Origin of the sequence: Streptomyces sp. NPDC056222 (genome assembly GCF_042264065.1) — a bacterium.
GTDB lineage: Bacteria > Actinomycetota > Actinomycetes > Streptomycetales > Streptomycetaceae > Streptomyces.
Map to the genome: position 1 here is coordinate 1 of NZ_JBHJTL010000084.1, position 22,004 is coordinate 22,004.

19 protein-coding genes are annotated in these 22,004 nt (G+C 71.8%); 3 read left to right on the forward strand and 16 right to left on the reverse strand.

Annotated features, from left to right (window positions below):
* Positions 1-308: 308 nt before the first annotated feature.
* The 7 genes from ACFC0D_RS29750 to ACFC0D_RS29780 form a co-directional block, all read right to left on the reverse strand.
* The gene (locus ACFC0D_RS29750) at positions 309-1,169 is read right to left on the reverse strand and encodes an RNA polymerase sigma factor SigF (RefSeq protein ID WP_376442418.1); all 861 of its coding nucleotides are present in this window, start codon (positions 1,167-1,169) and stop codon (positions 309-311) included.
* Between the two features lie 491 nt (positions 1,170-1,660).
* Complete coding sequence (locus tag ACFC0D_RS29755; protein WP_376442421.1) at positions 1,661-2,104, reverse strand: ATP-binding protein; 444 nt, start codon at positions 2,102-2,104, stop codon at positions 1,661-1,663.
* A 345-nt stretch (positions 2,105-2,449) separates the two neighbouring features.
* Positions 2,450-3,403, reverse strand: coding sequence for an aldo/keto reductase family oxidoreductase (locus tag ACFC0D_RS29760; protein WP_376442424.1), 954 nt, complete (start codon positions 3,401-3,403; stop codon positions 2,450-2,452).
* 85 nt (positions 3,404-3,488) lie between these two features.
* Entirely contained in the window at positions 3,489-4,058 is a 570-nt protein-coding gene (locus tag ACFC0D_RS29765) for a VanZ family protein (RefSeq protein WP_376442427.1), read from the reverse strand.
* Positions 4,059-4,121: 63 nt separating this feature from the next.
* Positions 4,122-4,808 (reverse strand): DUF4230 domain-containing protein, encoded by a 687-nt coding sequence (locus ACFC0D_RS29770; protein ID WP_376442430.1) that lies wholly within the window; start codon positions 4,806-4,808, stop codon positions 4,122-4,124.
* A gap of 166 nt (positions 4,809-4,974) precedes the next feature.
* On the reverse strand, positions 4,975-5,319 hold the full coding sequence (locus ACFC0D_RS29775; RefSeq protein WP_376442433.1) for a hypothetical protein: 345 nt from the start codon (positions 5,317-5,319) through the stop codon (positions 4,975-4,977).
* Positions 5,320-5,738: 419 nt separating this feature from the next.
* On the reverse strand, positions 5,739-6,368 hold the full coding sequence (locus tag ACFC0D_RS29780) for a hypothetical protein (RefSeq protein WP_376442435.1): 630 nt from the start codon (positions 6,366-6,368) through the stop codon (positions 5,739-5,741).
* A 242-nt stretch (positions 6,369-6,610) separates the two neighbouring features.
* Here ACFC0D_RS29780 and ACFC0D_RS29785 point away from each other — a divergent pair, with 242 nt between their 5' ends.
* The gene (locus ACFC0D_RS29785; protein WP_376442438.1) at positions 6,611-6,949 is read left to right on the forward strand and encodes a YkvA family protein; all 339 of its coding nucleotides are present in this window, start codon (positions 6,611-6,613) and stop codon (positions 6,947-6,949) included.
* A 345-nt stretch (positions 6,950-7,294) separates the two neighbouring features.
* On the opposite strand, the gene ACFC0D_RS29790 is transcribed toward ACFC0D_RS29785, so the two are convergent.
* From ACFC0D_RS29790 to ACFC0D_RS29815, 6 genes are all read right to left on the reverse strand, one after another.
* Positions 7,295-8,773 (reverse strand): long-chain fatty acid--CoA ligase, encoded by a 1,479-nt coding sequence (locus ACFC0D_RS29790; RefSeq protein ID WP_376442441.1) that lies wholly within the window; start codon positions 8,771-8,773, stop codon positions 7,295-7,297.
* 52 nt (positions 8,774-8,825) lie between these two features.
* Complete coding sequence (locus tag ACFC0D_RS29795; RefSeq protein WP_376442444.1) at positions 8,826-10,538, reverse strand: aldehyde dehydrogenase family protein; 1,713 nt, start codon at positions 10,536-10,538, stop codon at positions 8,826-8,828.
* A gap of 121 nt (positions 10,539-10,659) precedes the next feature.
* Positions 10,660-11,976, reverse strand: coding sequence for an MFS transporter (locus ACFC0D_RS29800; RefSeq protein ID WP_376442446.1), 1,317 nt, complete (start codon positions 11,974-11,976; stop codon positions 10,660-10,662).
* 124 nt (positions 11,977-12,100) lie between these two features.
* Positions 12,101-13,024 carry a TauD/TfdA dioxygenase family protein gene (locus tag ACFC0D_RS29805; protein ID WP_376442448.1) on the reverse strand — a complete coding sequence of 308 codons (924 nt, stop codon included), beginning with the start codon at positions 13,022-13,024 and terminating at the stop codon, positions 12,101-12,103.
* 149 nt (positions 13,025-13,173) lie between these two features.
* Positions 13,174-13,779 (reverse strand): TetR/AcrR family transcriptional regulator, encoded by a 606-nt coding sequence (locus ACFC0D_RS29810; protein ID WP_376442451.1) that lies wholly within the window; start codon positions 13,777-13,779, stop codon positions 13,174-13,176.
* A 197-nt stretch (positions 13,780-13,976) separates the two neighbouring features.
* Positions 13,977-15,497: a class I adenylate-forming enzyme family protein gene (locus tag ACFC0D_RS29815; RefSeq protein WP_376442454.1), complete on the reverse strand. Its 1,521-nt coding sequence runs from the start codon at positions 15,495-15,497 to the stop codon at positions 13,977-13,979.
* A 71-nt stretch (positions 15,498-15,568) separates the two neighbouring features.
* Between ACFC0D_RS29815 and ACFC0D_RS29820 the strand changes: the two genes are divergently transcribed.
* A complete protein-coding gene (locus ACFC0D_RS29820) occupies positions 15,569-16,186 on the forward strand; it encodes a TetR/AcrR family transcriptional regulator (protein ID WP_376442457.1) in 618 nt (205 codons plus the stop codon).
* Between the two features lie 88 nt (positions 16,187-16,274).
* Positions 16,275-17,948: an acyl-CoA dehydrogenase family protein gene (locus tag ACFC0D_RS29825; protein ID WP_376442459.1), complete on the forward strand. Its 1,674-nt coding sequence runs from the start codon at positions 16,275-16,277 to the stop codon at positions 17,946-17,948.
* Positions 17,949-18,089: 141 nt separating this feature from the next.
* Here the strand turns inward: ACFC0D_RS29825 and ACFC0D_RS29830 are convergent, their stop codons facing one another.
* From ACFC0D_RS29830 to ACFC0D_RS29840, 3 genes are all read right to left on the reverse strand, one after another.
* Positions 18,090-19,355, reverse strand: a complete 1,266-nt coding sequence (locus ACFC0D_RS29830) for an MFS transporter (protein WP_376442461.1) — start codon at positions 19,353-19,355, stop codon at positions 18,090-18,092.
* Positions 19,352-20,731: a GH1 family beta-glucosidase gene (locus ACFC0D_RS29835; protein WP_376442464.1), complete on the reverse strand. Its 1,380-nt coding sequence runs from the start codon at positions 20,729-20,731 to the stop codon at positions 19,352-19,354. The genes ACFC0D_RS29830 and ACFC0D_RS29835 overlap by 4 nt, the downstream gene beginning before the upstream one ends.
* Positions 20,732-20,902: 171 nt before the next feature.
* A complete protein-coding gene (locus tag ACFC0D_RS29840) occupies positions 20,903-21,985 on the reverse strand; it encodes a GlxA family transcriptional regulator (RefSeq protein WP_376442467.1) in 1,083 nt (360 codons plus the stop codon).
* Positions 21,986-22,004: the final 19 nt, after the last annotated feature.

The window sequence follows — 22,004 nt, forward strand, 5'->3', positions numbered from 1 at the left end:
GGCGGGGGCACCGAGCCAGGTGCCCCCGCCGCCGCCCGCCGTCCGTCGCGTCGTCACGCCGCCACCGCCACCGCCACCGAGGCGAACCGTCGGCCGTGCTGACGGTGCTCGGCGCGGGCCAGCTCACCGGGCGAAAGGCCCGCGCTGACACGCCCGGCCGGCGGAACGACCTCCGGGCCTGCTGTCGCCCCTGACCTGCACCGGCTTCTCCCCCGGCTCCGCTTCTCGTCGCAGAACGGAACGGCCTCACCAGAAGGGGGTTTGTGAGGCCGTTCCGCCGAGGGCGTCCCGTCCGGGTCGATCCGTGCCTACGACTGGACGAGCATGCCCTTGCGCAGGTGTTCCAGATTGCGGGAGAGCAGCCGGGAGACGTGCATCTGGGAGATGCCGAGCTCGCTGCCGATCTCCGACTGCGTCAGCTCTTCGACGAAACGCAAGTGCAGGATCCGGCGGCTGCGGTCGTCGAGTTCGACGAGCAGCGGCGCGAGCGTGTGGAAGTCCTCGAAGAGCTCGAGCGCCGGGTCCTCCGCTCCGATGAACTCGGCGAGCGCGGTGGTGTCGTCTTCGCCGTCAGAGCCGCCGGCAGCGTCGAGCGACGCGGAGTTGTAGCCGTTGGAGGCAATCCGCGCCTCGATCACCTCCTCCTCGGAGAGGTTCATGAGGCTCGCCAGCTCCGCCACGGTCGGTGCGCGTCCGCACCGGGAGCTCAACTCCTCGGTCGCCTTTGCCAGCTCCAGCCGGGCTTCCTGCAACCGGCGCGGCACATGGACCGCCCAGGAGGTGTCACGGAAGAAGCGCTTGATCTCACCGACGATGTAGGGGATGGCGAAGCTGGTGAACTCCACCTCCCGGGAGAGGTCGAACCGGTCGATGGCCTTGATCAGGCCGATGGTGCCGACCTGGACGATGTCCTCCATCTCGTCGCCGCGCGCACCCCGGAACCGGCCGGCCGCGTAGCGGACGAGCGACATGTTCATCTCGATGAGCGTGTTGCGCGCGTACTGGTACTCATGGGTGCCCTCCTCCAATGTCGCCAGCTTGTCGAAGAACACCTTCGACAGCTCGCGCGCGTCCTTCGGAGCGACCTTGCGGGGTGATTCGAGTACGGGAAGATCCTCCGTACCCGTCTCGACAGCAGCCCTCGTCTCCGTCGTCACCTCAGTCGGCACTCTGATGACCTTCTCTCGTCCGTTGGCAACGGTTGCCCCGTGAGCGTTTCGCCTACCCCCACTTCCGCAGGGCATGTCAGGAAGTGCTCAGCGGGATGAGGAATCCCCGACGAGGTGCCGTCGAAGGCTGCGTTCTTACCAGGGGTGAGCCGAGGGAGACTGCTGCTCCGCCGCCGGTCGAGCCGACCGGTCGGGCACCGCTCGGCAGCGAGTGTCAGTGGGTGCTTCTACACTCCGGTCCATGCACTTGGATGAACTCGTCTGGCAGGCGAGGAACTTCGGCGGTCTTCCCGGAGCCCGTCCCTCTGGGCGAGAACGGGTACTCCTTGGAGCCACCCTTCCAGGGGTTGTCGTCGGATGTCACACCCACATCAGGAGTGATGCGAGGGCGACATCGGATGGCTCACGGCGACCTGTCACCGACCCGTGATCCACAAGCCGAGCTCATTTTGAAGACATGGCCTGGGGCCAGTTCGCCTCGCCGAGGCGAATCACGCCAGGGAAAGGCGGGCCCGGACGCGCTTGCCGAACGGCTGCGGCTCCACGCTCACGCTCTCGCAGACCGCCACCACGATCTCGAGACCGTGCTTTCCGACGCGCTGAGGGTCCCGGGGCCGGGCGACAGGGGCGGCGTCGAGCCGGTCGGCCACCGAGATGTCCAGCACGTCCTCGAACCATTCGAGAAGCACCCGACACGGGCCCGGCGCGTGCCGCACCGCGTTGGTCACCAGTTCGCTGACCACGAGGCGCGCCAGATCGACGCGCTCCTGGGGCACCCGATCGCCTCCGGCGGCCGGCGCGGCGGTGAGGAAGTCGGCTGCGAAGTCGCGGGCCGACGCGATCATTCCGTCCCCCATGTCGGCGTCTTCGAAGGACACGCTCGCCGACAGCGACGGCCGACGCACCGCGCTTCTCCTGGTGATCACCTCACTCATCGCCCGTCCTCCCACGTGTGCCGGTCGTCCTTCCCGCCCTGTCCGTCGGATTTCCCCCGCGCGGCCGTCCCACACCGCCCGCACCCGACAAGTACGGGTGCGGCCGACAGAAAAGACGAACGCGACCGATGGAGGTTCGGTGCGTACGGGCGTGCTACCCGTCCTCGTGCGCTTGCGGCCGACCTCTATGCGGCCCGGCCTGGGTGCCGCACGGCGGGAGCTGCCGGGCACGACCCCGGAACGAACCGGTGTCGGCGGTCCGAATCCCGGCGGTGAGTACCGTCGTGAGCCGATCCATCTGCGGACGTCACCTTCCCCGCGGCCCGTCGGACAGGCTCGTCGCCGCTACGGCAGCGCGGCGCCGCGGGCGGAGACCCACAGGGCGTACCACTCGTCGTGGCTCAGATCGGGCTCCCCCATCGCGGCGTCCCGGCACGCGCGGATGCGCTCCGGGTTCGACGTACCGATGACGGGGGCGATACGGGCCGGGTGGCGCCGCAGCCACCAGAGCACGATCGTCTCCGGCGTGGTGCCCTTGGCCTCGGCGAGCGAGGCCACCAGCGCGGCCGTGGCCGTCTCCTGCGGGCTGCCCTTTGCGCCGGTGTAGCGCCCCTGGGCAAGCGCCCCCCACGCCTGGAGCCCGATGCCGTGCGTCTGGCAGTGCTCGACGGTACCGGCGGGGAACCCGTTGGCCGCGGACTCCGGAGTGTTGACGAGGATGCCGTCCTCCAGCCAGGCGCGCCGGTGCAGGCTCATCTCCAGCTGGTTGGCCACGAGCGGCAGGTCCATATGGGCCTGGAGCCGGGCGATCTGCGCGGAGTTCATGTTCGAGACACCGAATCGGCGGACGAGCCCCTGCCGGTGCAGCGAGGTCAGGGCATCGCCGATGTCGGCGGGGTCGGCCAGCGGGTCGGGGCGGTGCAGAAGCAGGACGTCGAGGACGTCGGTGCGCAGTCGCTCCAGGCTCTCCTCGACCCTGCGGACGATGGAGGCGCCGCGCAGGTCGTACATGCCGGGCCGGTCCCCTTCGGCCAGGCGGATGCCGCACTTGGTCTGCAGGGTGATCCGCTCACGCAGTCCGGCCGAGCGGGCCAGTACCTCGCCGAAGACCGCCTCCGACTTGCCGTGCCGGTAGATGTCGGCATGGTCGAACGCGGTGATGCCGCTGTCCAGTGCCGCCTCGACAGCGGTCTCCGCGGCGTCGACGTCGGCGGCCGTGTGGGGCTCCGCGTCCCAGCCTCCCCCGAGGCCCATGCAGCCGAAGAGGAGGCGGTGGTCGGTCTTCTCGGGAGTGGTCACCGGGTCACTTTCGCACACGTACGCGACGCGGTGCCCCGTGACCGCGTGAGCGCGGCAGGAGCGGCATTGCCGGCCCCGCCCTCGGTCAGGTGCGGCGCGGCGACCACCATCGGCGCCGCTGCCGCGGATACACCGCTCTGCCCAGGCGGCGGCCGACCAGGGCGTAGCCGAGCAGGGCGCCCGCAGTGTTGAGCAGCACGTCGTCGATGTCGAAGGCGCGCCCTGTGATCAGGGCCCCCTGGATCAGTTCGACCAGGAGCATCGTCGCCACCGTCAGCAGGGCGATCCGTACGAACCCGCGGCTACGGGGGGACACGACCGGCAGCAGCAGGCCGAACGGCACGCCCAGAAGAACGTTGCCGCCGAGCTGCTTGACGGTGTCCCGGAAGGCGGGCTGCCCGAGGTAGGCGCGGATCGAGTTCCCCGGCCGGAGGTTGACGTGGGTGAGCGCCTCCGAGGCCGGCGATGGCTGGAGGGTCAGCCGGGCGAGGACGACGCCGAAGGCCACCATCGCGGCGAGGGCCAGCACAGTGACCCCGACGCGGATCCAGGGCCCGGGCCCCGCCCGTAGGGTCTTCGGCTTCGGCTTCTGGTTCCGCTTCGGCTTCTGCTGCCGCTCGGTCGTGACTCGGCACCATCCGATACGTGACGTCATGTCCCCCAACTCCGCAGTTCGTCAGAAAGGTTGCGGGTACCCCCGATGAAGGGGAGGAACCTGCTACGACGCGTACGTCACGGTGACCTGTTCGAAGCCGAGGGCGCGGAGCAGGCCTCGGAGCATCGACGTGGTGTTCTTCTCGGCACGCTGCGTCAGGTCGCTCTCCTTGGCGGCGTCACCGATGCGGTCGGCGGCGAGGATGTGGACGGCACGCTCGTCGGCCGGGTTGTCGGAGAAAAGGTCGCCCAGCCGGTCGACCAGGCCGCGCTGCTTCGAGACGGTGTAGGAGCGCTTGGGGTCCACGGCCGGCTCGGCGAGCCGCGCATGCGGCAGGCGGAGAGTGGCAGTGGTGCGCTTCTCGTCGACGGTCACGCTGCCCTGGCCGATGCTGCCGAAGTCGACGTACGCGGCCACGCTGCCGCTCGCGACGAAGAGCGTACGAGTCCCGCGGATCGAGTCGGGCAGCAGCCGGGCGTCCTTCTCCAGGTCGACCACCACCTGGTAGTTGCCGGCGGCGCCCTCGTACCGGTGCATGTCCTGGATGGACTTCAACACCGCCGGACCGGAACGGTCCTGCGTGTCGACACCGAACACGTCGGCCAGTCCTGGCACATGGACGAACCGCCCCAGGAGGTAGAGAACCAGGGACAGCACGACGAGTACGACGGCGACAGCAGGCCACCTGCGCGGGGTCCTTTCGCGTGTCGGCGTACTGCTCGGAAGCTTGTCTTCTGCGTCTTCTCGCATGTGTTGCTGGTGCCCCGCGAGCGGTTCGTCACTCTCAACTGACCTTGTTCTGGGGCTGGTTGGCACTCCCGGGGCGCATGCTTCCCGACGCGGGCTCCGCGGCCCGGCATGGCAGAAGCCCCCATGAGGCAGGGGGCTTCTGTGCTCTGCGGTGGGTGGTGCCGGGTCACGCCCGGAGCAGTCGTTCCGTCACCTCACGGTAGGTCCGAAGGGTGAGCCGGAGCTGCTCGGTGTCGGGGCCCTGCCCATCCGGATCGCCGTTCTCCTGCCAGCCCGCCCGCAACGCGGCGCGGCGGTCCCTCAGGGAGGCGATGAGTTGTTGCTCCGCCGCGGCAAGGACCTCGGCCGCCTCGGCGACCGAGTCGTGGGGCGAGTCGACGAATCCTGCGAGCGCGTGGTGCAGGCGCTGTCCGAGACGGTCGCGTTCGCCGTCGCCGAGCAGCTGTCCTGCTGGGCCTCCGTCGCCGTCGGCGGCGGGTTCGTGTCCCGTACGGGACGCAGGGTCGCCCACACCGCTGACGTCGTGCCCATCACGGTCGCCTCGGCCCGGACTGCGGTCGCCGCCCGACCGGTCCGTCGTGTCCCTTCCGCGCGGCGCGGCGGGGGGCGCGGCGGGAGCGTTCGTGTCGCTCCCGCCGCTCCGGCCCGTGGCACTGGGGTCCTCGGACGGGACGGCGGACGGTGGCGTCTGTGGCATCGCGGGAGGCGGGGTGGGCGGCGGGTACGCGTTGGCCGGCGGTGCGGTGGGTGGCGTCGCGAGATGGCCGGTGCGCTGGGCGGGCACGCTCGCGGCAGGAACTCCCCCGCTTCCGACGGGCGCCTGTCCGCCGGCACCGCCCGCCGCTCCCGGGGGCCCCGGAGGCGCGGATTCGCGCCGCGCGTCTCCGTCGGCCCCGCCTGCTGTCCGCCGGTCCCGGTTCTCGTGTGCCATCACGCTCCACTTCCCTTCGGCTTGAGGAGATGCCCGCGGCTGCGCCCGGACGCCGGGCGTGTCCGGGCGGCCTCGGTACCGGTCGGGCCCCCGGCCGCCGTCAGGTCCTCGAACAGGGCACGCGCGTCAACCAGCGCCTCCCGCAACTCCTCGGTTGAGGCGGACTCGGAGTGCACCGCGCGGCGTACCGCGCGCAGGCCCTCCACATGGTGCGGATGGTGCACCGACAGGGCGGCGAGCTGCTCCTCGCGCCGATCGGGATCCGGGAAGCCCCGGGTCGCCGCGATCCGCGTGAGGAGTTCGTCGGCGTCGGCGACGGCCTGCCGCGGCACGTCGACGAAACGCTCCTGGAGCATGGTCCATTGAGCGGCGTAGTGCTCACGGATCGCCGGCTCCAGCGGCAGGGGGCGGATGCCGCCGTGCCGCTCGACCCGCTCGCGCAGGTCGTGGTGGGCGGACTCGCCGTCGCCGCCGTGCCGTTCGAGGGTGCGGTCGTACTCGGGGCCGAAGCGCCGCTTGAGGGAGCGCGTGTCGCTGCCCGTGCCCATGCGGGCCCGGAGCAGGACACCGGCCGCCAGTAGCGCGGCGACCGTCGCCGCGAGGATGAGAACTGCGGTCAGGGTCGACATGGCTGCCTTCCTGGATGGTGACTCCTGCCTGGCTGTTCGTCACTGCTTGCTGGGCACCCGTCGGTTCGGCTTGCCGCTTCTCGTACGGTCAAACCCGATGCACGCCGGAGTCGCCCGTGCGGCGGGCAGAGAGCCCGCCGGCAAGGGCCAAGGATGAAGCCGCCGATCGGGCCGGGCGCCGTAGCCTTGGAACCTCCGCGGACGATCGGCGCGGGCGGGACGTTTCGGGGTAGGAGAACAGCATGGACAGCGCCCTCTGGCTCATCGTGGCCGTCGTTCTCGTGCTCGTGGTGGCGGGATTCGCGGCCGTTCTGCTCGTACGTGTCTTCCAGGCTCGCAAGCTGCTGGTGGACGCCGATGTCCCGTTGCAGCCCAAGGCCCTCTTCTGGGTGGCGGTGGTGTACACGATCTCGCCGGTCGACCTGATCCCGGACCCGGTCTACCTGGACGACATCGGCGTACTCCTGGTCGCTCTGCGGGCGCTGCACGCGGCAGCCGCCAGGAGCGGGGCGGGCCCCAGGAGGTCGCCCGCGGGCCCGGAAGCCTCGATCAGCGATCCGGTGAAGGCGCCGCTGCGGTGACGGTGGAACCCGCTGCCGGCCGTCCGGCGGCGGCCTGAGCGGCCCGTCCTTCCCGTGCTGCCGCCGGACGGAGGGTTCGTGCCCGGACCGGCGTCGCCCACGGCGCGTGGCCCGGACCGGCGTCGCCCACGGCGGGTGGCCGGGGGCGACGGCGGTCGGTCGCGTGAGGCGACCTCAGGGGCAGCGTCGGCGAGGGCCCAGGGCCGAGCGAATCCCGTGGTTCTCCCCTTGGGTATCGCCCCCGAGATGCTCACCGCCCGGCGACGCGCTCAGCGGTGGGCGGCCGGGCGGAGGCCGCGTCCGTCGGACGACGTCGTGGTGCTCCGCGCCCGGGCGGTGCATCCGTCACGCGTCGCCGAAGTCGATCTCCCGCTTGAGGATCTTGCCGGTGGCGCCCTTCGGCAGCGCCTCCACCAGCCTGATCTCTCGCGGGTACTTGTACGGTGCCACCCGCTCGCGTACGAACTCCCTCAGTTCGTCGGCGGTCACGTCCGATCCGGGGCGCGGCGCGACGGCGGCTGCGACCTCCTCGCCGAGGGTCGGATGGGGCAGGCCGACGACCGCCGCCTCGGCTACGGCGGGGTGTTCGTACAGCACCTCCTCCACCTCGCGCGGGTAGACGTTGAAGCCGCCGCGGATGATGAGGTCCTTCTTGCGGTCGACGATGTAGTAGTAGCCGTCCTCGTCGACGCGGGCGAGGTCGCCGGTGCGCAGCCAGCCGTCCCGGAGTGCCTCGGCGGTGGCCTCCGGACGTCCGAGGTAGCCCTTCATGATGTTGTGGCCGCGCACGCACAACTCCCCGACACCGTCGTGCACGTCGATGAGGCGCAGCTCGACGCCTTCGATGGGGGTGCCCACCGAGCCTGCCTTGCGCGGGCGGTCGAGGTGGTTGAAGCAGGCGACGGGTGAGGTCTCGGACATTCCGAAGCCTTCCAGCACCGCCGCGTCGAAGGCCTTCTCGAACCCGTGCAGCACTTCCACGGGCAGGGACGCGCCGCCGGACACGCACATGCGCAGGGTGGCGGTGTCGTACGCCACGGGCTGCGCGGTGCGGGCCGTGAGCAGCGCGGCGTACATGGTGGGCACCCCGGCGAAGACGGTGACGCCCCGGTCGTGGACGGTCCGGAGCGCTTCGGCGGGGTCGAAGCGGGCCATCAGGGTGAGCCGGGCGCCCGCCGCGACGGCGGCGTTCATCGCACAGGTCTGGCCGAATGCGTGGAACAGCGGCAGGCAGCCCAGGATCACGTCCTCGGGGGTGAGGCGGAACAGCGAGCGCGCGCAGATGTCGGCGTTGCGCGACAGGTTGGCGTGGGTGAGTTCGGCGCCCTTGGGGGAGCCTGTGGTGCCGGAGGTGTAGAGCAGTACGGCGGTGTCGTCTTCCGCACGAGGCTGTGGGGCGGCCGGCTCCGGATGCTCGGCGAGCAGTTCGGTGAGCGTGCTCGCGGAGAGCGGGAGCACGGTCGCCGCGGTGCCCTCGGCGCCCGACTCCGCCTCGGCGGCGCACATCTCGTGGGCGAACAGCAGCACCGCGCCGGAGTCCCGCAGGTAGTGGGCGATCTCCCGGGGCTTCAACAGCGGGTTCATGGGGACGACGACGGCACCGGCGCGCAGGATGCCGTAGTACAGGACGGGGAAGTCGAGGCCGTTGGGCAGCATCACTCCCACGCGGTCGCCGGGGTCGACGCCACGGCCGGTGAGCAGCGCGGCGACTCGGCCGGATGCCGTGTCGAGTTCAGCGTAGGTGAGGGAGCTGCCGCTCAGCTCGACGGCGGTACGGAGGCCGTGTTCGGTGGCGGTGCGGTGCAGGGTGTCGGCAAGGTTCATGGTGACGGCTTTCGGGTCCGGGGGGGGTGGTCAGGGGCGGGTCGCGGCGGGGTCAGCCGCGCAGGGCGGAGGCGAAGAGGCCGGGGAGCTTGGCGGCGGAGGGCGCCGCGGTGAAGCGGGTCAGCCGCTCGAGGGTCGTCAGGGCGGTGCGGTTGGTCAGGAAGTACGGCGGACGGGGCGCCAGTGAGGGCGAGCCGCTGAACAGGCCGCGAGGGGCGGGCGCGAACGGCGAGCGGAGCACCGTCTTCTCGATGTCCTCCAGCAGATACGCGTTGTGCACGAAGCCGATGCCGCTGCCGATGTCCTGCCGGGTGTGGCCGGGGTACGCGCCCCAGGGTGTGTACCCCAGCAGGAAGCCGATCGCGCACCAGGCGTTGACCCCGACGGTGCCGTAACGCAGCCCCTCGACGGCGGAGTCCACGGCGGCGCGGTGGGCGCGCTCGGTCCTCGGATGGACGATGAGCGTGGCGCCCAGGGTGCCGGGCAGTTTGTCGTTGGCGAAGTCCACGGCCTCGCGGAGGAACGCGTCCGCGGTCGCGCCCGGCAGCCGGACCACGCCGAGGGCGCTGCCGAAGACCTCGTCGGAGAGCAGGACGTCGTCCTCGACGGTGAGGTCGGGGACGAGGACCCGGGACGTCCCGTCACCGAGCACCTCCGCCTGCGGATGGGCGGCCAGCACCGCGTCCAGCCGGTCGCCCGCGCCCGGGTAGTAGTCGGCGCGCGGCGGCAGTTCGCGCAGTACCCGGCGGATCTCGCCGAGCAGCCGGTCGCTGCCCTCCCAGTCCCGGGGCAGGATCAGAATCTGGCTCGCGACGCAGTTGTGGCCCGAGTTGTTCATCTTGCTGGTGACGATGTGTTCGGCCTGGTACCGGAAGTCGGCGGCGCTCCAGTCGCCCGGCGCCACGATGCACGGTGTGACACCGCCGAGTTCGCTGCTGAAGGGCTTGCCGTTCAGGGGGGTGTCGGTGCGGCGGCGCTCGGCGGCCTGCTCGTCCGTGCCCCACACGATCGCGTCGTGGGTGCGCTCGCTGCCGGTGACATGGATGGCGTCGATGTGGTCGTGCGCGGCGAGGTATCCGCCGACGTCGGCACCTCCGTCGACGAAGCGGACCCAGCCCTGGTCGACGAACTCGCCGAACACATGCGCGAAGTGTGGGCGGAGGTAGTCGTTGACCGGATTCATCTTGGCGATGACGGTCTGCCCCTCGGCGTAGAGCTTGTGCAGGATGTCGAGCGGGGTGATGGCCGCGACGTTGCCGGCGCCGAGCACCAGCGCGACGGCGGGGCGGCCGGTGCGTCCCCGGTACTCCCCGGCGGCCCGGTCGAGGACCTGCCGCGCCGTCGTACCGGGTTTGGTCCACACCTGAGCCGTGGTCCCGTTCTGCAGCAGCGCGTCCCAGCCGGTGGCGGGGAAGACGTCCACGACGGCGCGCCCGTCGCGCTCGTGCACGGCGCCCGGGTCGACGGGGGACCTGCCCGCGGAGATCCGGCGCAGTACGTGCAGTTGGGCGCTCACTCCCTGGGCGAGGGCCCAGGGGGCACCGATCCAGTCCTCCGCGGCCCACGGGGAGTCGGGGGCGAAGCCCTTGGCGACGGCGGCGTCCGCGACCATTCCCGCGGCGCGCGCGGCGATCCGCGGCAACATGCGTTCGAGCAGCGACATCCGCTCGGCGATCGGCGTGGCCGTCCATTTCTCGGCGCCTGCGCGCAGATCGGCGACGGCGCGGTCCAGTTGCGTGGTGTCGAGGGCGGAGACGGAGGTCATGGGGTTCAACTCCTGGTCGGGGGCCGGAGGTGGCCGGACGATGTGGGCACGTGGCGGCTCGTCGCCGCGCGTCGCCGTCGAGTCGGTCGCGCTTCCTGCGTCTGCGTCCCGGGGCGACGGATCAGGCGCGCAGCCGCGCCCGGTCGCGCGACGGGTCGACGAGGGTGGCGGAGAGCAGCCCACCGACGAGCAGCATCGCGCCGGTGATGATCACGGCGTTCTGGTAGCCGTCCGTGCCCTGCTTGTCGACCATGAATCCGACGATGGCGGGGGCGGCCAGCCCCGCCGTGGTGACCACGGCGTTCGTCACGCCGAGGGCCCCACTGGCGCGGGCGGCCGGAGCGAGTTCGGAGACGGTGGTGGCCGCGACTGCCGCGTACGAACCGGCCAGGCCGAACCCGATGGCCAGCAGCGCGGTCTTGGCGCCGGTGCCGTCCACCAGGGGGACGCCGAGGCAGGCAAGCGCGCCGAGACCGAGTGCCGCACCTCCGACGCCGCCGCGCGCCCACTTGGTGCTGACCCCGCGCCGCATCAGCCATCCCGTGACACCTGCCTGCGTCAGCAGGACGACGCCGCCCATCGTCCACGGGAGCACCACGAGGCGGCCGGCTTCGGCGGAGGAGTAGCCGAGTCCGTTGTGCAGGTAGGAGGGAAGCCAGACCAGCATCAGCGCCAGGGCCCAGTAGCAGGTGAAGTACGCGGCGGTGACGGCGATCCAGGTGGGGGTGGCGAAGATACGTCGGTAGGGGACCGGCTCGTCGGCGGCTTCGGAGGGGTCGGTCCCGGCTGCTGCGCGGGCCGGTGCGTCAGCGCTCCCGTGCGTTCCGGTCCCGCCGAGGAAGTACCAGGCCACCGCCCAGACCAGTCCGATGGCGGCGAGTACCCACAGGGCGGTGCGCCAGTGGTGGTGATCGATGATCCAGGTGAGCCCGGGGGCCGCGGTGATCACACCGAGGGTGACGCCGAGGGTGACCAGGGCACCGGGCAGGTTGCGCCGGTGATCGGGGAACCAGCTGAACGTGGCGTGCTGGGCGACCGGGAACGCTGGGCCCTCGGCGGCACCGAGCACGACGCGGGAGCCGATCAGCACGGCGAGCCCGCCGCCGATGGCGGGCGGCACCTGGGCCACCGACCAGAGCAGCGCCATGATCAGGATCACCGTGGTGGGCCGCACCTTGTCGGCGTACATGCCGACCACGACCGCGGCGACCGAGAAGAGCAGGAAGAACGCGCTGTTGGCGAGGCCGAACTGGGTGGCGCTGAGGTCCAGATCGGCGCGGATCTCATCGGCCGCGAGTCCCAGCACGGACTTGTCCGCGAAGTTGATCATCATGAACACGACGAGCAGACCGGTGACGGTCCAGGCACGGGACCTGGTACCGCGGTATGCCGACGTCGGATCGCCGAGCTGCCTCGACGTGGTGTCAGCGGCGGTCACGGATCCTCCGGAGGGGGTGCGGCCGGCGTCGTTGCCGGGCGGGGAGGGCGGGAGGGTGAGGAGGGGACGGCGGGGATCGAGGTTCCGGGGCCGGCGGCCGGCCCCGGACCGGGAAGGCGCGCGATCAGGAGAGAGGGACGCCCTGGATCGCGATGCGCTCCATCACCCGGCGCCGCGGGTAGTAGTCGTTGATCGCGTAGTGCTGGGTGGCGATGTTGTCCCAGATGGCGATCGAGTCGGCCTCCCAGTGGAAGCGGACCTGGTACTCGGGGATGCGGGCCTGCAGCACCAGCTCGTCCACCAGCTCACGGCTCTCGGCGTCCGACAGGCCGACGATGCGGGTGGTGAAGGGCTCGTTGACGTAGAGCGTCTTGCGGCCGCTGCGCGGGTGGCGTACGACGACCGGGTGCTCGACCTGCGGCCAGTTCTTACGGAAGGCCGCCTTCTGCTCGTCGTTCATCAGAGCGCCCCAGCTGGGCTCCCAGTCGTGGACCGCGGTGAGGTTCTCGATCCGCTCCTTGAGCTCCTCCGAGAGGTTGTCGTAAGCGGCGCCCATGTCCGCCCACATCGTGTCTCCACCGGCGGCCGGGACCTCGACGGCGCGGAGCACCGAGCCGAGGGCCGGGTTGACCATGAAGGAGTGGTCGCTGTGCCAGATGTTCTTGTTCCCCTGGGACGTGGCGTCCTTGGCGAGCCGGGAGACCCCGGCGTGCTCGGTCCCGGGGAAGAACGGGTTGGGCTCCGGCGGACCCCAGACGCCGGCCAGTGCGAGCTGGTGCTCGGCCGCGAAGCCGGTCTGGCCGCGGAAGAAGATCACCTTCCACTCCAGCAGCGCCTGCCGCAGCTCCTCGGCGAGAGCCTCGCCGATCCCCCGGGTGAGGTCGACGCCGCCGAGTACGGCACCGAAGTGCGGAGTGAGCGGGGTGATGTCGAGGATCTCGTACCGGGTCTCCGGGGTGCCGGGCGACATGCGGTCGAGCACACGTGTCCCGTAGTGCATCAGGGGCTTGTCGAGTACGGGCTTGGGGGCGGCGACGGTGGCGTCCATGTTCCCTCCGAACGGCTCGAAGATTCGATACCGGCAGTATTGATATGTGGCGACGCCGTCGGCAAGGGGTTGCGGCCGTCAAATTCAAAACTGGTGGTAACGAATTTCGCACCCGCGGAACCCGCGGGGTGAACGCCGGGGAAGTCCCGTCAGGAAGCGGCGCCGACGGCGCGGCCGATGAGCTCGACCACCGAGTCCACCAACCGCTCGTCGGGCATGCGCTGTTCGGCGACCATCCGGAACACCAGAGAGGCGGCGACCAGCGTCACCGCCGCGTCCACGTCGATCCCGGGCCGGACGTCGCCACGTACGATCCCCCGCTCGATGATGTTCCGCGTCTCCCCCGCGACCCGTGCGGTGTACTCCCCGTACGCGCCGCGCTCGGCGCCCGCATCGGCCGCGGTGGCGATCACACCGGCCAGCAGCCGGTCGACCCCCGGCGTGCGGTACGCCTCCAGACGCGCTATGAGCACGGCCCGCAGCTCGGCACGGAAGTCCCCCATGTCCGGAACGGACAACGGACCGACCCGCGACTCGGCGGCGGCGAGGACAAGGTCCTGCTTGGTCGGCCAACGCCGGTACATCGAGGGCTTGCTGACACCGGCCCGGGCGGCCACGGCGTCCATCGTGACCGCGCCCATGCCCTGCTCGGCCACCAGCGCGACCACGGCGTCCAGCACCGCGCGCGTGACCCGCTCCTCCCGGGGCCGCCCAGGACCTCGCCCGCTGCCCCGCCCCGCCTGCTCGTCGACCATGCCCTGACCCTACGGGCGACGACAATGATCATCCACTCCGTCGCACGGACCGACGGCCCGCCGCTCACACGACGGGCCGTACGGAGATCCCTTACCCGCTCCCTCATCCGCGGCCGAACAGGACCGGCCGGGGGCGGGCGACAGGACCGGCCCGGGGCGCACGCACGGGGCTGGCCGTGCGGGTCAGGCCGTGCGGGTCAGGCCGTGAACTCGGCCCGCAGGACGTGCTTGGTGACCTTGCCCGACGGTGTACGCGGAAGCTGCGACCGGAGCACGAGTTCGCGGGGGATCTTGTAGCGGGCGATGCGCGGCTCCAGCCAGGCGCGCAGCTCGTCCAGTGTCGGCTCCGCGCCCTCGCGCGGCACCACCACTGCCACCACGGTCTCGCCCCACTGCTGGTGCGGGCGGCCGACGACCGCGACGTCGAGCACGTCCGCGTGGCCGCGCAGGGCGCCCTCCACCTCCTGGGAGGCGACGTTCTCCCCGCCGGTGATGATGACGTCCTGCATCCGGTCGACGATGGTGACGAAGCCGTCCTCGTCGATCCGGCCGAGGTCGCCGCTGCGGTACCAGTCGCCCACGAAGGCCTGCGCCGTGGCCTCGTCGTTGTCGAGGTATCCCACCATCCGGGTGTCCGACCGCAGCCAGATCTCCCCCGTCTCGCCGGGTACGGCGTCCACACCGCCCTGACGCACCACCCGCAGGTCGACGCCCGGCATGCCGCCGCGACCGATGGATCCCGCCTTCTCCACCTGCTCCTCGGGCGAGAGCGAGGAGCCGACCGGGCCCATCTCGCTCATCCCGTACACCTGGTGGAAGTTCTCCGAGCCGTAGGCCTTCATCAGCCTGCGCGCGGTGTCGGCGTCGAGCGGGCCGGCGCCGTAGATCCACGAGCGCACCGAGGTCAGGTCGAAGCCGTCGAAGTCGGGCACGCTCTGCAGAGGGGCGATCAGGGCGATGGGCGCTCCGAACACGGCGGTGATCCGCTCCTCCTCGATCGTCTTCAGCATCACGCGCGGGTGGTACTCGTGCTGGAGCACCACGGTGCCGCCCATGAAGACCGTGCCCAGCATCCAGTTGTTGAGCGGCGAGGCGTGCCAGATCGGCATGCAGACCAGGAACCGCTCGTCGCGCCGCAGCGCGACGGCGGCCGCGGTGTACGCGGCGGTCAGGGCGATGCCTCGGTGCGTGTGCACGCAACCCTTGGGCGCGCCCGAGGTACCGGACGTGTACAGGATCTGGGCGATGTCGGTGTCCGACCTCGGGGCGCCGGCCCAGTCCCGCGCGCTTTCCACCAGCGCCTCGAAGGAGCCCTCGGTCCGGTCACCCGGCTTCTCACCGGGGTGACTGACCACGAGGGGGACGTCGGTTCCGGCGGCCCGGGCGACGTCCGCGAGCGCCTCGTCGACGACGGCGAGCCGGGCGCCACTGTGCCGCAGCAGACGCTCGACTTCCATGGCCTGGAACTTGTGGTTGACGGGCACCAGGACCGCCCCCGCGTGCCAGGCGCCGAAAGCGGCGAGGACGAAAGCGGGCGTGTTGTACGTCATGACGGCGAGCCGGTCGCCGGGCCGCAGGCCCGCGTCGCGCAGCACGGCCGCGGCCCGGCGCACGTCCGCGGCCAGTTCCGCGTAGCTCCAGCGCTGCTCGCCGTGGACGAGCGCTTCCTTGCCGCCGGCCTTGCGGACGGCGCTGTCCAGCATGGCGCTGAGGTGCATCCCGTGCTCCTGATGGTTCTTGCCAGGTCCTGCGTCTGGCGTGAAGGTCTGAACGATGATTCACTGCTTCTATGGCATACCGCAAGACCCCGGCCGAGCTGGCTCGGCTCAGCAGCGCACGGGAGCATCTGATCCAGCAGGCCACCGATGTCGTGGCCGACGTGGGCTGGGCACAGGCCTCGGTGAACGCCGTCGCCGCCGCGGCCGGCATCGCGGCCGGCTCGGTCTATCAGCACTTCCCGTCCAAGGCGGCGCTGGCCGTCGAGGTCTTCCGGCGCGCCTCCGGCCGTGAGGTCGAGGTGCTCGGCGAGGTGCTGCGCAGCCCGGGTGATCCTGTGGAGCGACTCGCGCGGGGCGTCGAGGTGTTCGCCCGTCGGTCCCTCGAACGCCGCGGCCTGGCCTACGCCTTGCTCGCGGCGCCGGCCGAGCCCGCCGTCGGTGCCGAGCGCCTGGAGTACCGGCGCCGGTACCGGACGCTGTTCGCCGAAGTCGTCAGCGAGGGGGTGGCCTCGGGCGTGCTGCCGCAGCAGAACGCGGAGGTGACCGCCGCCGCCCTGACCGGTGCCATCGGCGAGGTGCTGGTGGACCCGCTCGGCGCCTCCGACGGGGACTCCGCCGAACAGCTCATCGCCGAGCTCACCGCGATGTCCCTGCGCTGTCTGGGCGCCTGGCAGGCCCCGGCGGGCTGACCGGCCGTACCCGACTCGCACGGATCACGACCGCACCACCTCTCCGACGGCTCCGCCACTCCTCCCGACGACTCCGAAGGACACGACCATGACCACCACCGCCGACACCCGGCCGGTCAGCAACCCCACCGCCCGCACCCACGACGTCACCAACCAGGCTCCCCCGCTGGTCGGTCACGACGTCGCCGACGACCCGGTCCTGCTGGAGGGCGTACGGCGGGAGGGCGCCGAGTGGTACGTCGACGACCTGCACCGGATCGGCCGTCGCAGCGGCAGCGAGGAGGTCCAGCGCTGGGCCGAGGAGGCCAATCACCACGAGCCCGTGCTGCGCACCCACGACCGCTACGGCAACCGTGTCGACGAGGTGGACTTCCACCCCTCGTACCACTCCCTGATGGACGTCGCGATCAGCGAGGGGCTGGCCGGCGCGCCCTGGGCCGACGAGCGCCCCGGTGCCCATGTGGCGCGTGCGGCGGGCTTCATGGTGTGGAGCTCCGCCGAGGCGGGTCACGGCTGCCCGGTGTCGATGACGTACGCCGCCGTGCCGGCACTGCGCCACTCCCCCGAACTGGCCAAGGAGTACGAGCCGCTGCTGACCAGCCGCGTGTACGACCCGGGTCTGAGGGCGCCGGGTGCCAAGCGCGGTCTCCTCGCGGGGATGGGCATGACGGAGAAGCAGGGCGGCACCGACGTCCGCGCCAACACCACGACGGCCGTGCGGACGGCTGACGGGAGCTGGCGGCTGCGCGGTCACAAATGGTTCACCAGCGCCCCGATGAACGACCTCTTCCTCGTGCTCGCCCAGGCCCCGGGCGGCCTGTCCTGCTTCCTCGTCCCGCGTGTACTGCCCGACGGCAGCCGCAACACCTTCCGCATCCAGCGGCTGAAGGACAAGCTGGGCAACCGTTCCAACGCCAGCAGCGAGCCCGAGTTCGACGACACCGTGGCGTGGCTGGTCGGCGGCGAGGGCAAGGGTGTGCGGACCATCATCGACATGGTCACCATGACCCGCCTGGACTGCATCCTCGGCTCCGCCTCCGGCACGCGCGCCGCCCTCGCGCAGGCCGCCCACCATGCCCGCCACCGCTCGGTGTTCGGCGCCAAGCTCATCGACCAGCCGCTGATGCGCAACGTCCTGGCGGACCTGGCCCTGGAGTCGGAGGCCGCCACCACTCTCGCCCTGCGGGTCGCGGGCGCGACCGATCGCGCCCAGCGCGGCGACGCCGGCGAGCGGGCGTTCCTCCGCCTGGCCACGGCGGTCGGCAAGTACTGGGTGTGCAAGCGCCAGCCCGCGGCGGTGGCCGAGGCCCTGGAATGCCTGGGCGGCAACGGCTACGACGAGGCCTCGGGCATGCCCCGGCTGTACCGCGAGGCGCCCCTCAACGGCATCTGGGAGGGCTCGGGCAACGTCAACGCCCTCGACGTACTGCGCGCATTGGTCCGCGAACCCGAGTCCCTGGAGGCCTTCCGCGCAGAGGTGGAGTCGGCGGCGGGCGCCGACGCCCGGCTCGACGCCGCGTGGCGGGAGGTGCTGGGCGAGCTGGCCCGGCCGGAGGACGCCGAGCTTCGCGCCAGGCGCCTGGTGGAACGTCTGGCGCTCGTCCTGCAGGGTTCTCTGCTCGTACGGCACGCCCCCGCTCCGGTGGCGGACGCCTTCTGCGCCTCGAGGCTGGCCGGCGACCGGGGCCTGGCCTTCGGCACACTGCCGACGGGTACGGACCTCGCGGCGATTCTCGACCGCCTTCCCGCCGGGCTGGGGTAAGCCGCCTCTCGGCCACGCACCTGCACCGCTTCGGCGCAGGTGCGTGGCCGCTCCCCGTTCCTCCCGGCATCCCGCTCCCGACCGGCCGCGCAGAAGAAGTTCCCAGCGTGCCCCGAAGGCCGTAGGGCCGCTCGGCCGGGCTCAGGGGACCGAGCGGATGCGACGCACCAGGACCGAGCCCGCGAGAGCCAGGGCACCCGCGAGTGCGTACAGGGCCGTGTACCCGCCGAAGTGGGTGACGACCGGGGCCGCGACCACGGGAGCCAGCACTTGGGGCAGCGCATTGGCGATGTTGATGACGCCCAGGTCCTTGCCCCGGTCCTCCGCCGTCGGCAGCACGTCCGTGAGCAGGGCGAAGTCCACGGCCGTGTACACCCCGAAACCGAGGCCGAGCACGAGCGAGGCGACGACCGCGCCCGTCCAGGTCTGCCAGACGGCGAGCAGCAGGGTGGCCGCGGAGATGACCAGACCCGACCAGATCACATAGGACTTCCGCCGGCCGCTGCGGTCCGACCGGATGCCGCTGATCACCACCGTGGAGAGCAGGGTCAACGCGTTGAGCGCCGTGAGGATCAGAACGCCGTTGTCGGCGTCGCCCTCGTAGCGCACGGCGTCGGTCAGGTAGTAGAGCAGGTACATCGTGCTGATGGAGTAGGACAGGTTCATCAGGAACCGGGTGAGCCAGGCCCACCCGAAGTCGGGATGGCGGCGCGGGTCGATCCAGAAACCGCCGAGGAACGTCCGCCACCGGAAGGCCGGCCGGGCTGCCGGGGACAGCGGGGTGTCGCGCCGCATCACGACGTACGGAACGGCCGCGAGCACCGTGAAGACCGCGCAGGCCAGATATCCGCCGACCACCCCGCCCGCGACCGTGGCCAGCGCCGTGCCCGCCAGGATGCCGCCGACCTGGGAGACACCGAGCCAGCCGCCGACCAGACCGCGCTGCCGCTGCGGCACCTGGTCGGGGACGGCCGCGGTGAGGGCGGCGAAGGCCGCGTTGAGGGCGAGCTGGACCAGGCACCAGCCCGCGATCACGGTCGCGACGCTCTGCGCACCTGCGAGGACGAGCAGCCCGGCCGCCCCGCCCGCCACTCCGCCGACCACCCAGGGGATACGCCGGCCCACGGACGCCGTCGTCCGGTCGGAGAGCGCCCCGAAGACGGGGTTGGCGACCATCGAGACGGCTGCTCCCACTCCCGTCACCAGGGCGAGGGTGGACGCCTTGTGGTCGGGGGTGAGGTGCTCGGCCTGGCGCGCCAGGAGCAGTTGCAGCGGGCCGAACCAGCCGACCCAGACCCCGAGGTTGGCGAGGGACAGCGCGCTCACCCACCGCGTGCCGACCGGGGTACCGGTCTCGGCGGCCGGCTCGGCCGCGGTTCCCTCCGCCGCCGTCCCCTCGGTGCTCATCTGCCGCTCTTGATCAGGTCGCGGTACCAGGCGTACGACTCCTTGGGCGTCCGCGCCAGCGTCTCGTAGTCGACGTGGACGAGCCCGAACCGCTGCTGGTACCCCTCCGCCCACTCGAAGTTGTCGAGGATCGACCAGATGAAGTACCCGCGGACATCGGCGCCCTCCGCCATCGCCTCGTGCAGCGCGCGGACGTGTCCGTCGTGGTACGCGACCCGGCGCGCGTCGTCGATCCGGCCCGTTTCGGGGTCCGGCCCGTCACCGTACGAGCAGCCGTTCTCGGTGATGTACAGGGGCGGCAGCCGATGGCCGTAGCGCTCGCGCATGGTGGCGAGCAGTTCGCGCAGCCCGTCCGGGACCACCGGCCAGCCGAAGTCGGTGAGTTCGCGTCCTTCGATCTGCCGGATGGCGAAGGGGAGGTCCGACGGTATCTCGATGCCGCCGAAGGAGGAGTCGGCGGAGGCGTCGGCGGTCGGCTGCGGGGCGCCGACGAGCATCGGGTTGTAGTAGTTGATGCCGTACCAGTCGAGGGGGGCCGAGATCGTCCTGAGGTCCTCCGCGACCGGGCCGGGGAGGAGCGAGGCCAGGCCCGCCGGGTAGGCGCCGGTCAGGATGGGGTCGGCGAAGAGGCGGTTCGTGAGGGTGTCGTAGAGCTCGGCGGCCGCCCGGTCGTCGTCGCTGTCACCGGCGGTCCAGACGGGACTGTGGGAGGCGGCGATGCCGATCTGGCGGGCACCCGCGGCGCGCAGGGCCTGGACGCCCAAGCCGTGGGCGAGGAGTTGGTGGTGGGCCGCGGGCAGGGCGTCGAACACGAGACGCCTGCCGGGGGCGTGCTCGCCGAGGCCGTATCCGAGCAGGGTGACCTCGGCGGGCTCGTTGATGGTGATCCACATGGGCACGCGGTCGGCGAGGCGCTCCGCGACCACAGAGGCGTACGCCGCGAACCGCTCGGCGGTGTCCCGGTTGAGCCAGCCGCCGTGCTTCTCCAGGGCGAGCGGGGTGTCCCAGTGGAAGAGCGTGGGGACCGGGGCGATCCCCGAGGCGCACAGCTCGTCGACGAGCCGGTCGTAGAAGTCCAGCCCCTTGTCATTGACCCGGCCGTGGCCGTCGGGCAGGACTCGGGACCAGGAGACCGAGAACCGGTAGGCACCGACGCCGAGTTGGGCCATCAGCGCCACGTCCTCGCGGTAGCGCCGGTAGTGGTCGGTGGCCACGTCCGCGTGCGAGCCGTCCTTGACGCGTCCCTGTTCGCCGGTGAAGGCGTCCCAGCAGGAGGGTCCACGGCCGTCCGTCGTGAGTGAGCCTTCGATCTGGAACGCGGAGGCGGAGACTCCCCAGAGGAAGCCGGCCGGGAACTCGGGTACGGACGCTGCCATGGGGACTCGCTCCGATCGACGGGGTGCGGGTGACTCACGGCACTTTCGGGCCCCAGGATCCGCCCTGTCAATGGAAAGTGAACAATTCTCAGCTTTTCACGGCGCGACGCGTCCCCGCAGCGCTCACCCGGGCCGGGGGCGACGCCGGCGGGCCGCCCGAGGCACTCGGTCTCACAAGTGCGACTGAGCGCCTCGGTCGGGCCCGAGCATGCTGGTTGCTCCTGTACCGCCGTCAGTGGTGAGCGCCCGGTCCGTGCGGCGGAAGGCGGCGCGGTAGGCGCTCGGGCGTTGGCCGGTGTGGCGGGCGAAGAGGGCGGCGAAGGTGCCGGGGTCCTGGTAGCCGACGGCCGAGGCGACGGCGGCGACGGTGCGGTCGGTCGTCTCCAGCAGGTGGCGGGCGCGGCGGATCCGGGAGGCCTGCAGATGGGCCAGCGGGCTGCGTCCGGTCTCCTCGGCGAAGCGGCGCAGCAGCGTGCGGGTGCTGACCCGGAAGGCGTCCGCGAGTGCGGCGAGGTCGTACCGCGCGGCGAGGTTCTGGTCGAGCCGCCGCATGACCCGCCGGGAGAACTCGCTGCCGGGCTGCGGCAGGAGCCGCGGGTCGACGTACGGGGTCTGGGAGGTCCGCGCGTCGTCGACGAGTGCCACCCGCGCGGTGGTCCGGGCCACCCGGTCGCCGCTGTGCCGACGGATCAGGTCCAGCGCGAAGTCGTACATTGCGCTGAAGGCGGCCGTGGTCGTCACGCCCGTGTCCGTGACGACCAGTTGCTCGGGCCGGACGTCGGCCCCCGGGCAGCGCCGGGCCAGTTCGTCGGCGTGCAGCCAGGACGTCGTGGCCCGGCGCTCGTCGAGCAGTCCAGCCTCGGCGAGCAGGAACGCGCCGACGCAGAGGGAGACGACCGCGGTGCCGGCGGCGGCCTGCGCGCGGATCGCCGCGATCTCGGAGGGCAGGCCGGCGAGGCAGGCGTCGAGGTCCGTGGCCGGGCCCAGTTCGAAGCCGGGGACGACGAGGACGTCGACCTCACGCATCGGGCGCACGTCCAGGCTCGCGCCACCCGAGGCGGTGACCCGGCGGCGGGGCGAGACGATCGACACATGGTAGCCGGGCGCGTCCGGTCCGGCGACGTGTTCGGCCATCGTCAACAGGTCGGGGACCCCGAAGACTTCGGAGGCGAAGCAGCCCGGGTAGGCGAGGACGCCGACCCGCAGCGCACCCGGGCCTCCACGTTCGTCCGCCCGTCGCGTCGCCTCCGCCATCGTTCCCGTACCCCCGTCG

Bases quoted from the DNA above. Each gene is read 5' to 3' on its own strand.
- ACFC0D_RS29755 (WP_376442421.1), bottom strand. From the start codon at position 2,104: ATGAGTGAGGTGATCACCAGGAGAAGCGCGGTGCGTCGGCCGTCGCTG.
- ACFC0D_RS29765 (WP_376442427.1), bottom strand. From the start codon at position 4,058: ATGACGTCACGTATCGGATGGTGCCGAGTCACGACCGAGCGGCAGCAG.
- ACFC0D_RS29770 (WP_376442430.1), bottom strand. From the start codon at position 4,808: ATGCGAGAAGACGCAGAAGACAAGCTTCCGAGCAGTACGCCGACACGC.
- ACFC0D_RS29780 (WP_376442435.1), bottom strand. From the start codon at position 6,368: ATGTCGACCCTGACCGCAGTTCTCATCCTCGCGGCGACGGTCGCCGCG.
- ACFC0D_RS29785 (WP_376442438.1), top strand. From the start codon at position 6,611: ATGGACAGCGCCCTCTGGCTCATCGTGGCCGTCGTTCTCGTGCTCGTG.
- ACFC0D_RS29790 (WP_376442441.1), bottom strand. From the start codon at position 8,773: ATGAACCTTGCCGACACCCTGCACCGCACCGCCACCGAACACGGCCTC.
- ACFC0D_RS29795 (WP_376442444.1), bottom strand. From the start codon at position 10,538: ATGACCTCCGTCTCCGCCCTCGACACCACGCAACTGGACCGCGCCGTC.
- ACFC0D_RS29805 (WP_376442448.1), bottom strand. From the start codon at position 13,024: ATGGACGCCACCGTCGCCGCCCCCAAGCCCGTACTCGACAAGCCCCTG.
- ACFC0D_RS29810 (WP_376442451.1), bottom strand. From the start codon at position 13,779: ATGGTCGACGAGCAGGCGGGGCGGGGCAGCGGGCGAGGTCCTGGGCGG.
- ACFC0D_RS29815 (WP_376442454.1), bottom strand. From the start codon at position 15,497: ATGCACCTCAGCGCCATGCTGGACAGCGCCGTCCGCAAGGCCGGCGGC.
- ACFC0D_RS29820 (WP_376442457.1), top strand. From the start codon at position 15,569: ATGGCATACCGCAAGACCCCGGCCGAGCTGGCTCGGCTCAGCAGCGCA.
- ACFC0D_RS29825 (WP_376442459.1), top strand. From the start codon at position 16,275: ATGACCACCACCGCCGACACCCGGCCGGTCAGCAACCCCACCGCCCGC.
- ACFC0D_RS29830 (WP_376442461.1), bottom strand. From the start codon at position 19,355: ATGAGCACCGAGGGGACGGCGGCGGAGGGAACCGCGGCCGAGCCGGCC.
- ACFC0D_RS29835 (WP_376442464.1), bottom strand. From the start codon at position 20,731: ATGGCAGCGTCCGTACCCGAGTTCCCGGCCGGCTTCCTCTGGGGAGTC.
- ACFC0D_RS29840 (WP_376442467.1), bottom strand. From the start codon at position 21,985: ATGGCGGAGGCGACGCGACGGGCGGACGAACGTGGAGGCCCGGGTGCG.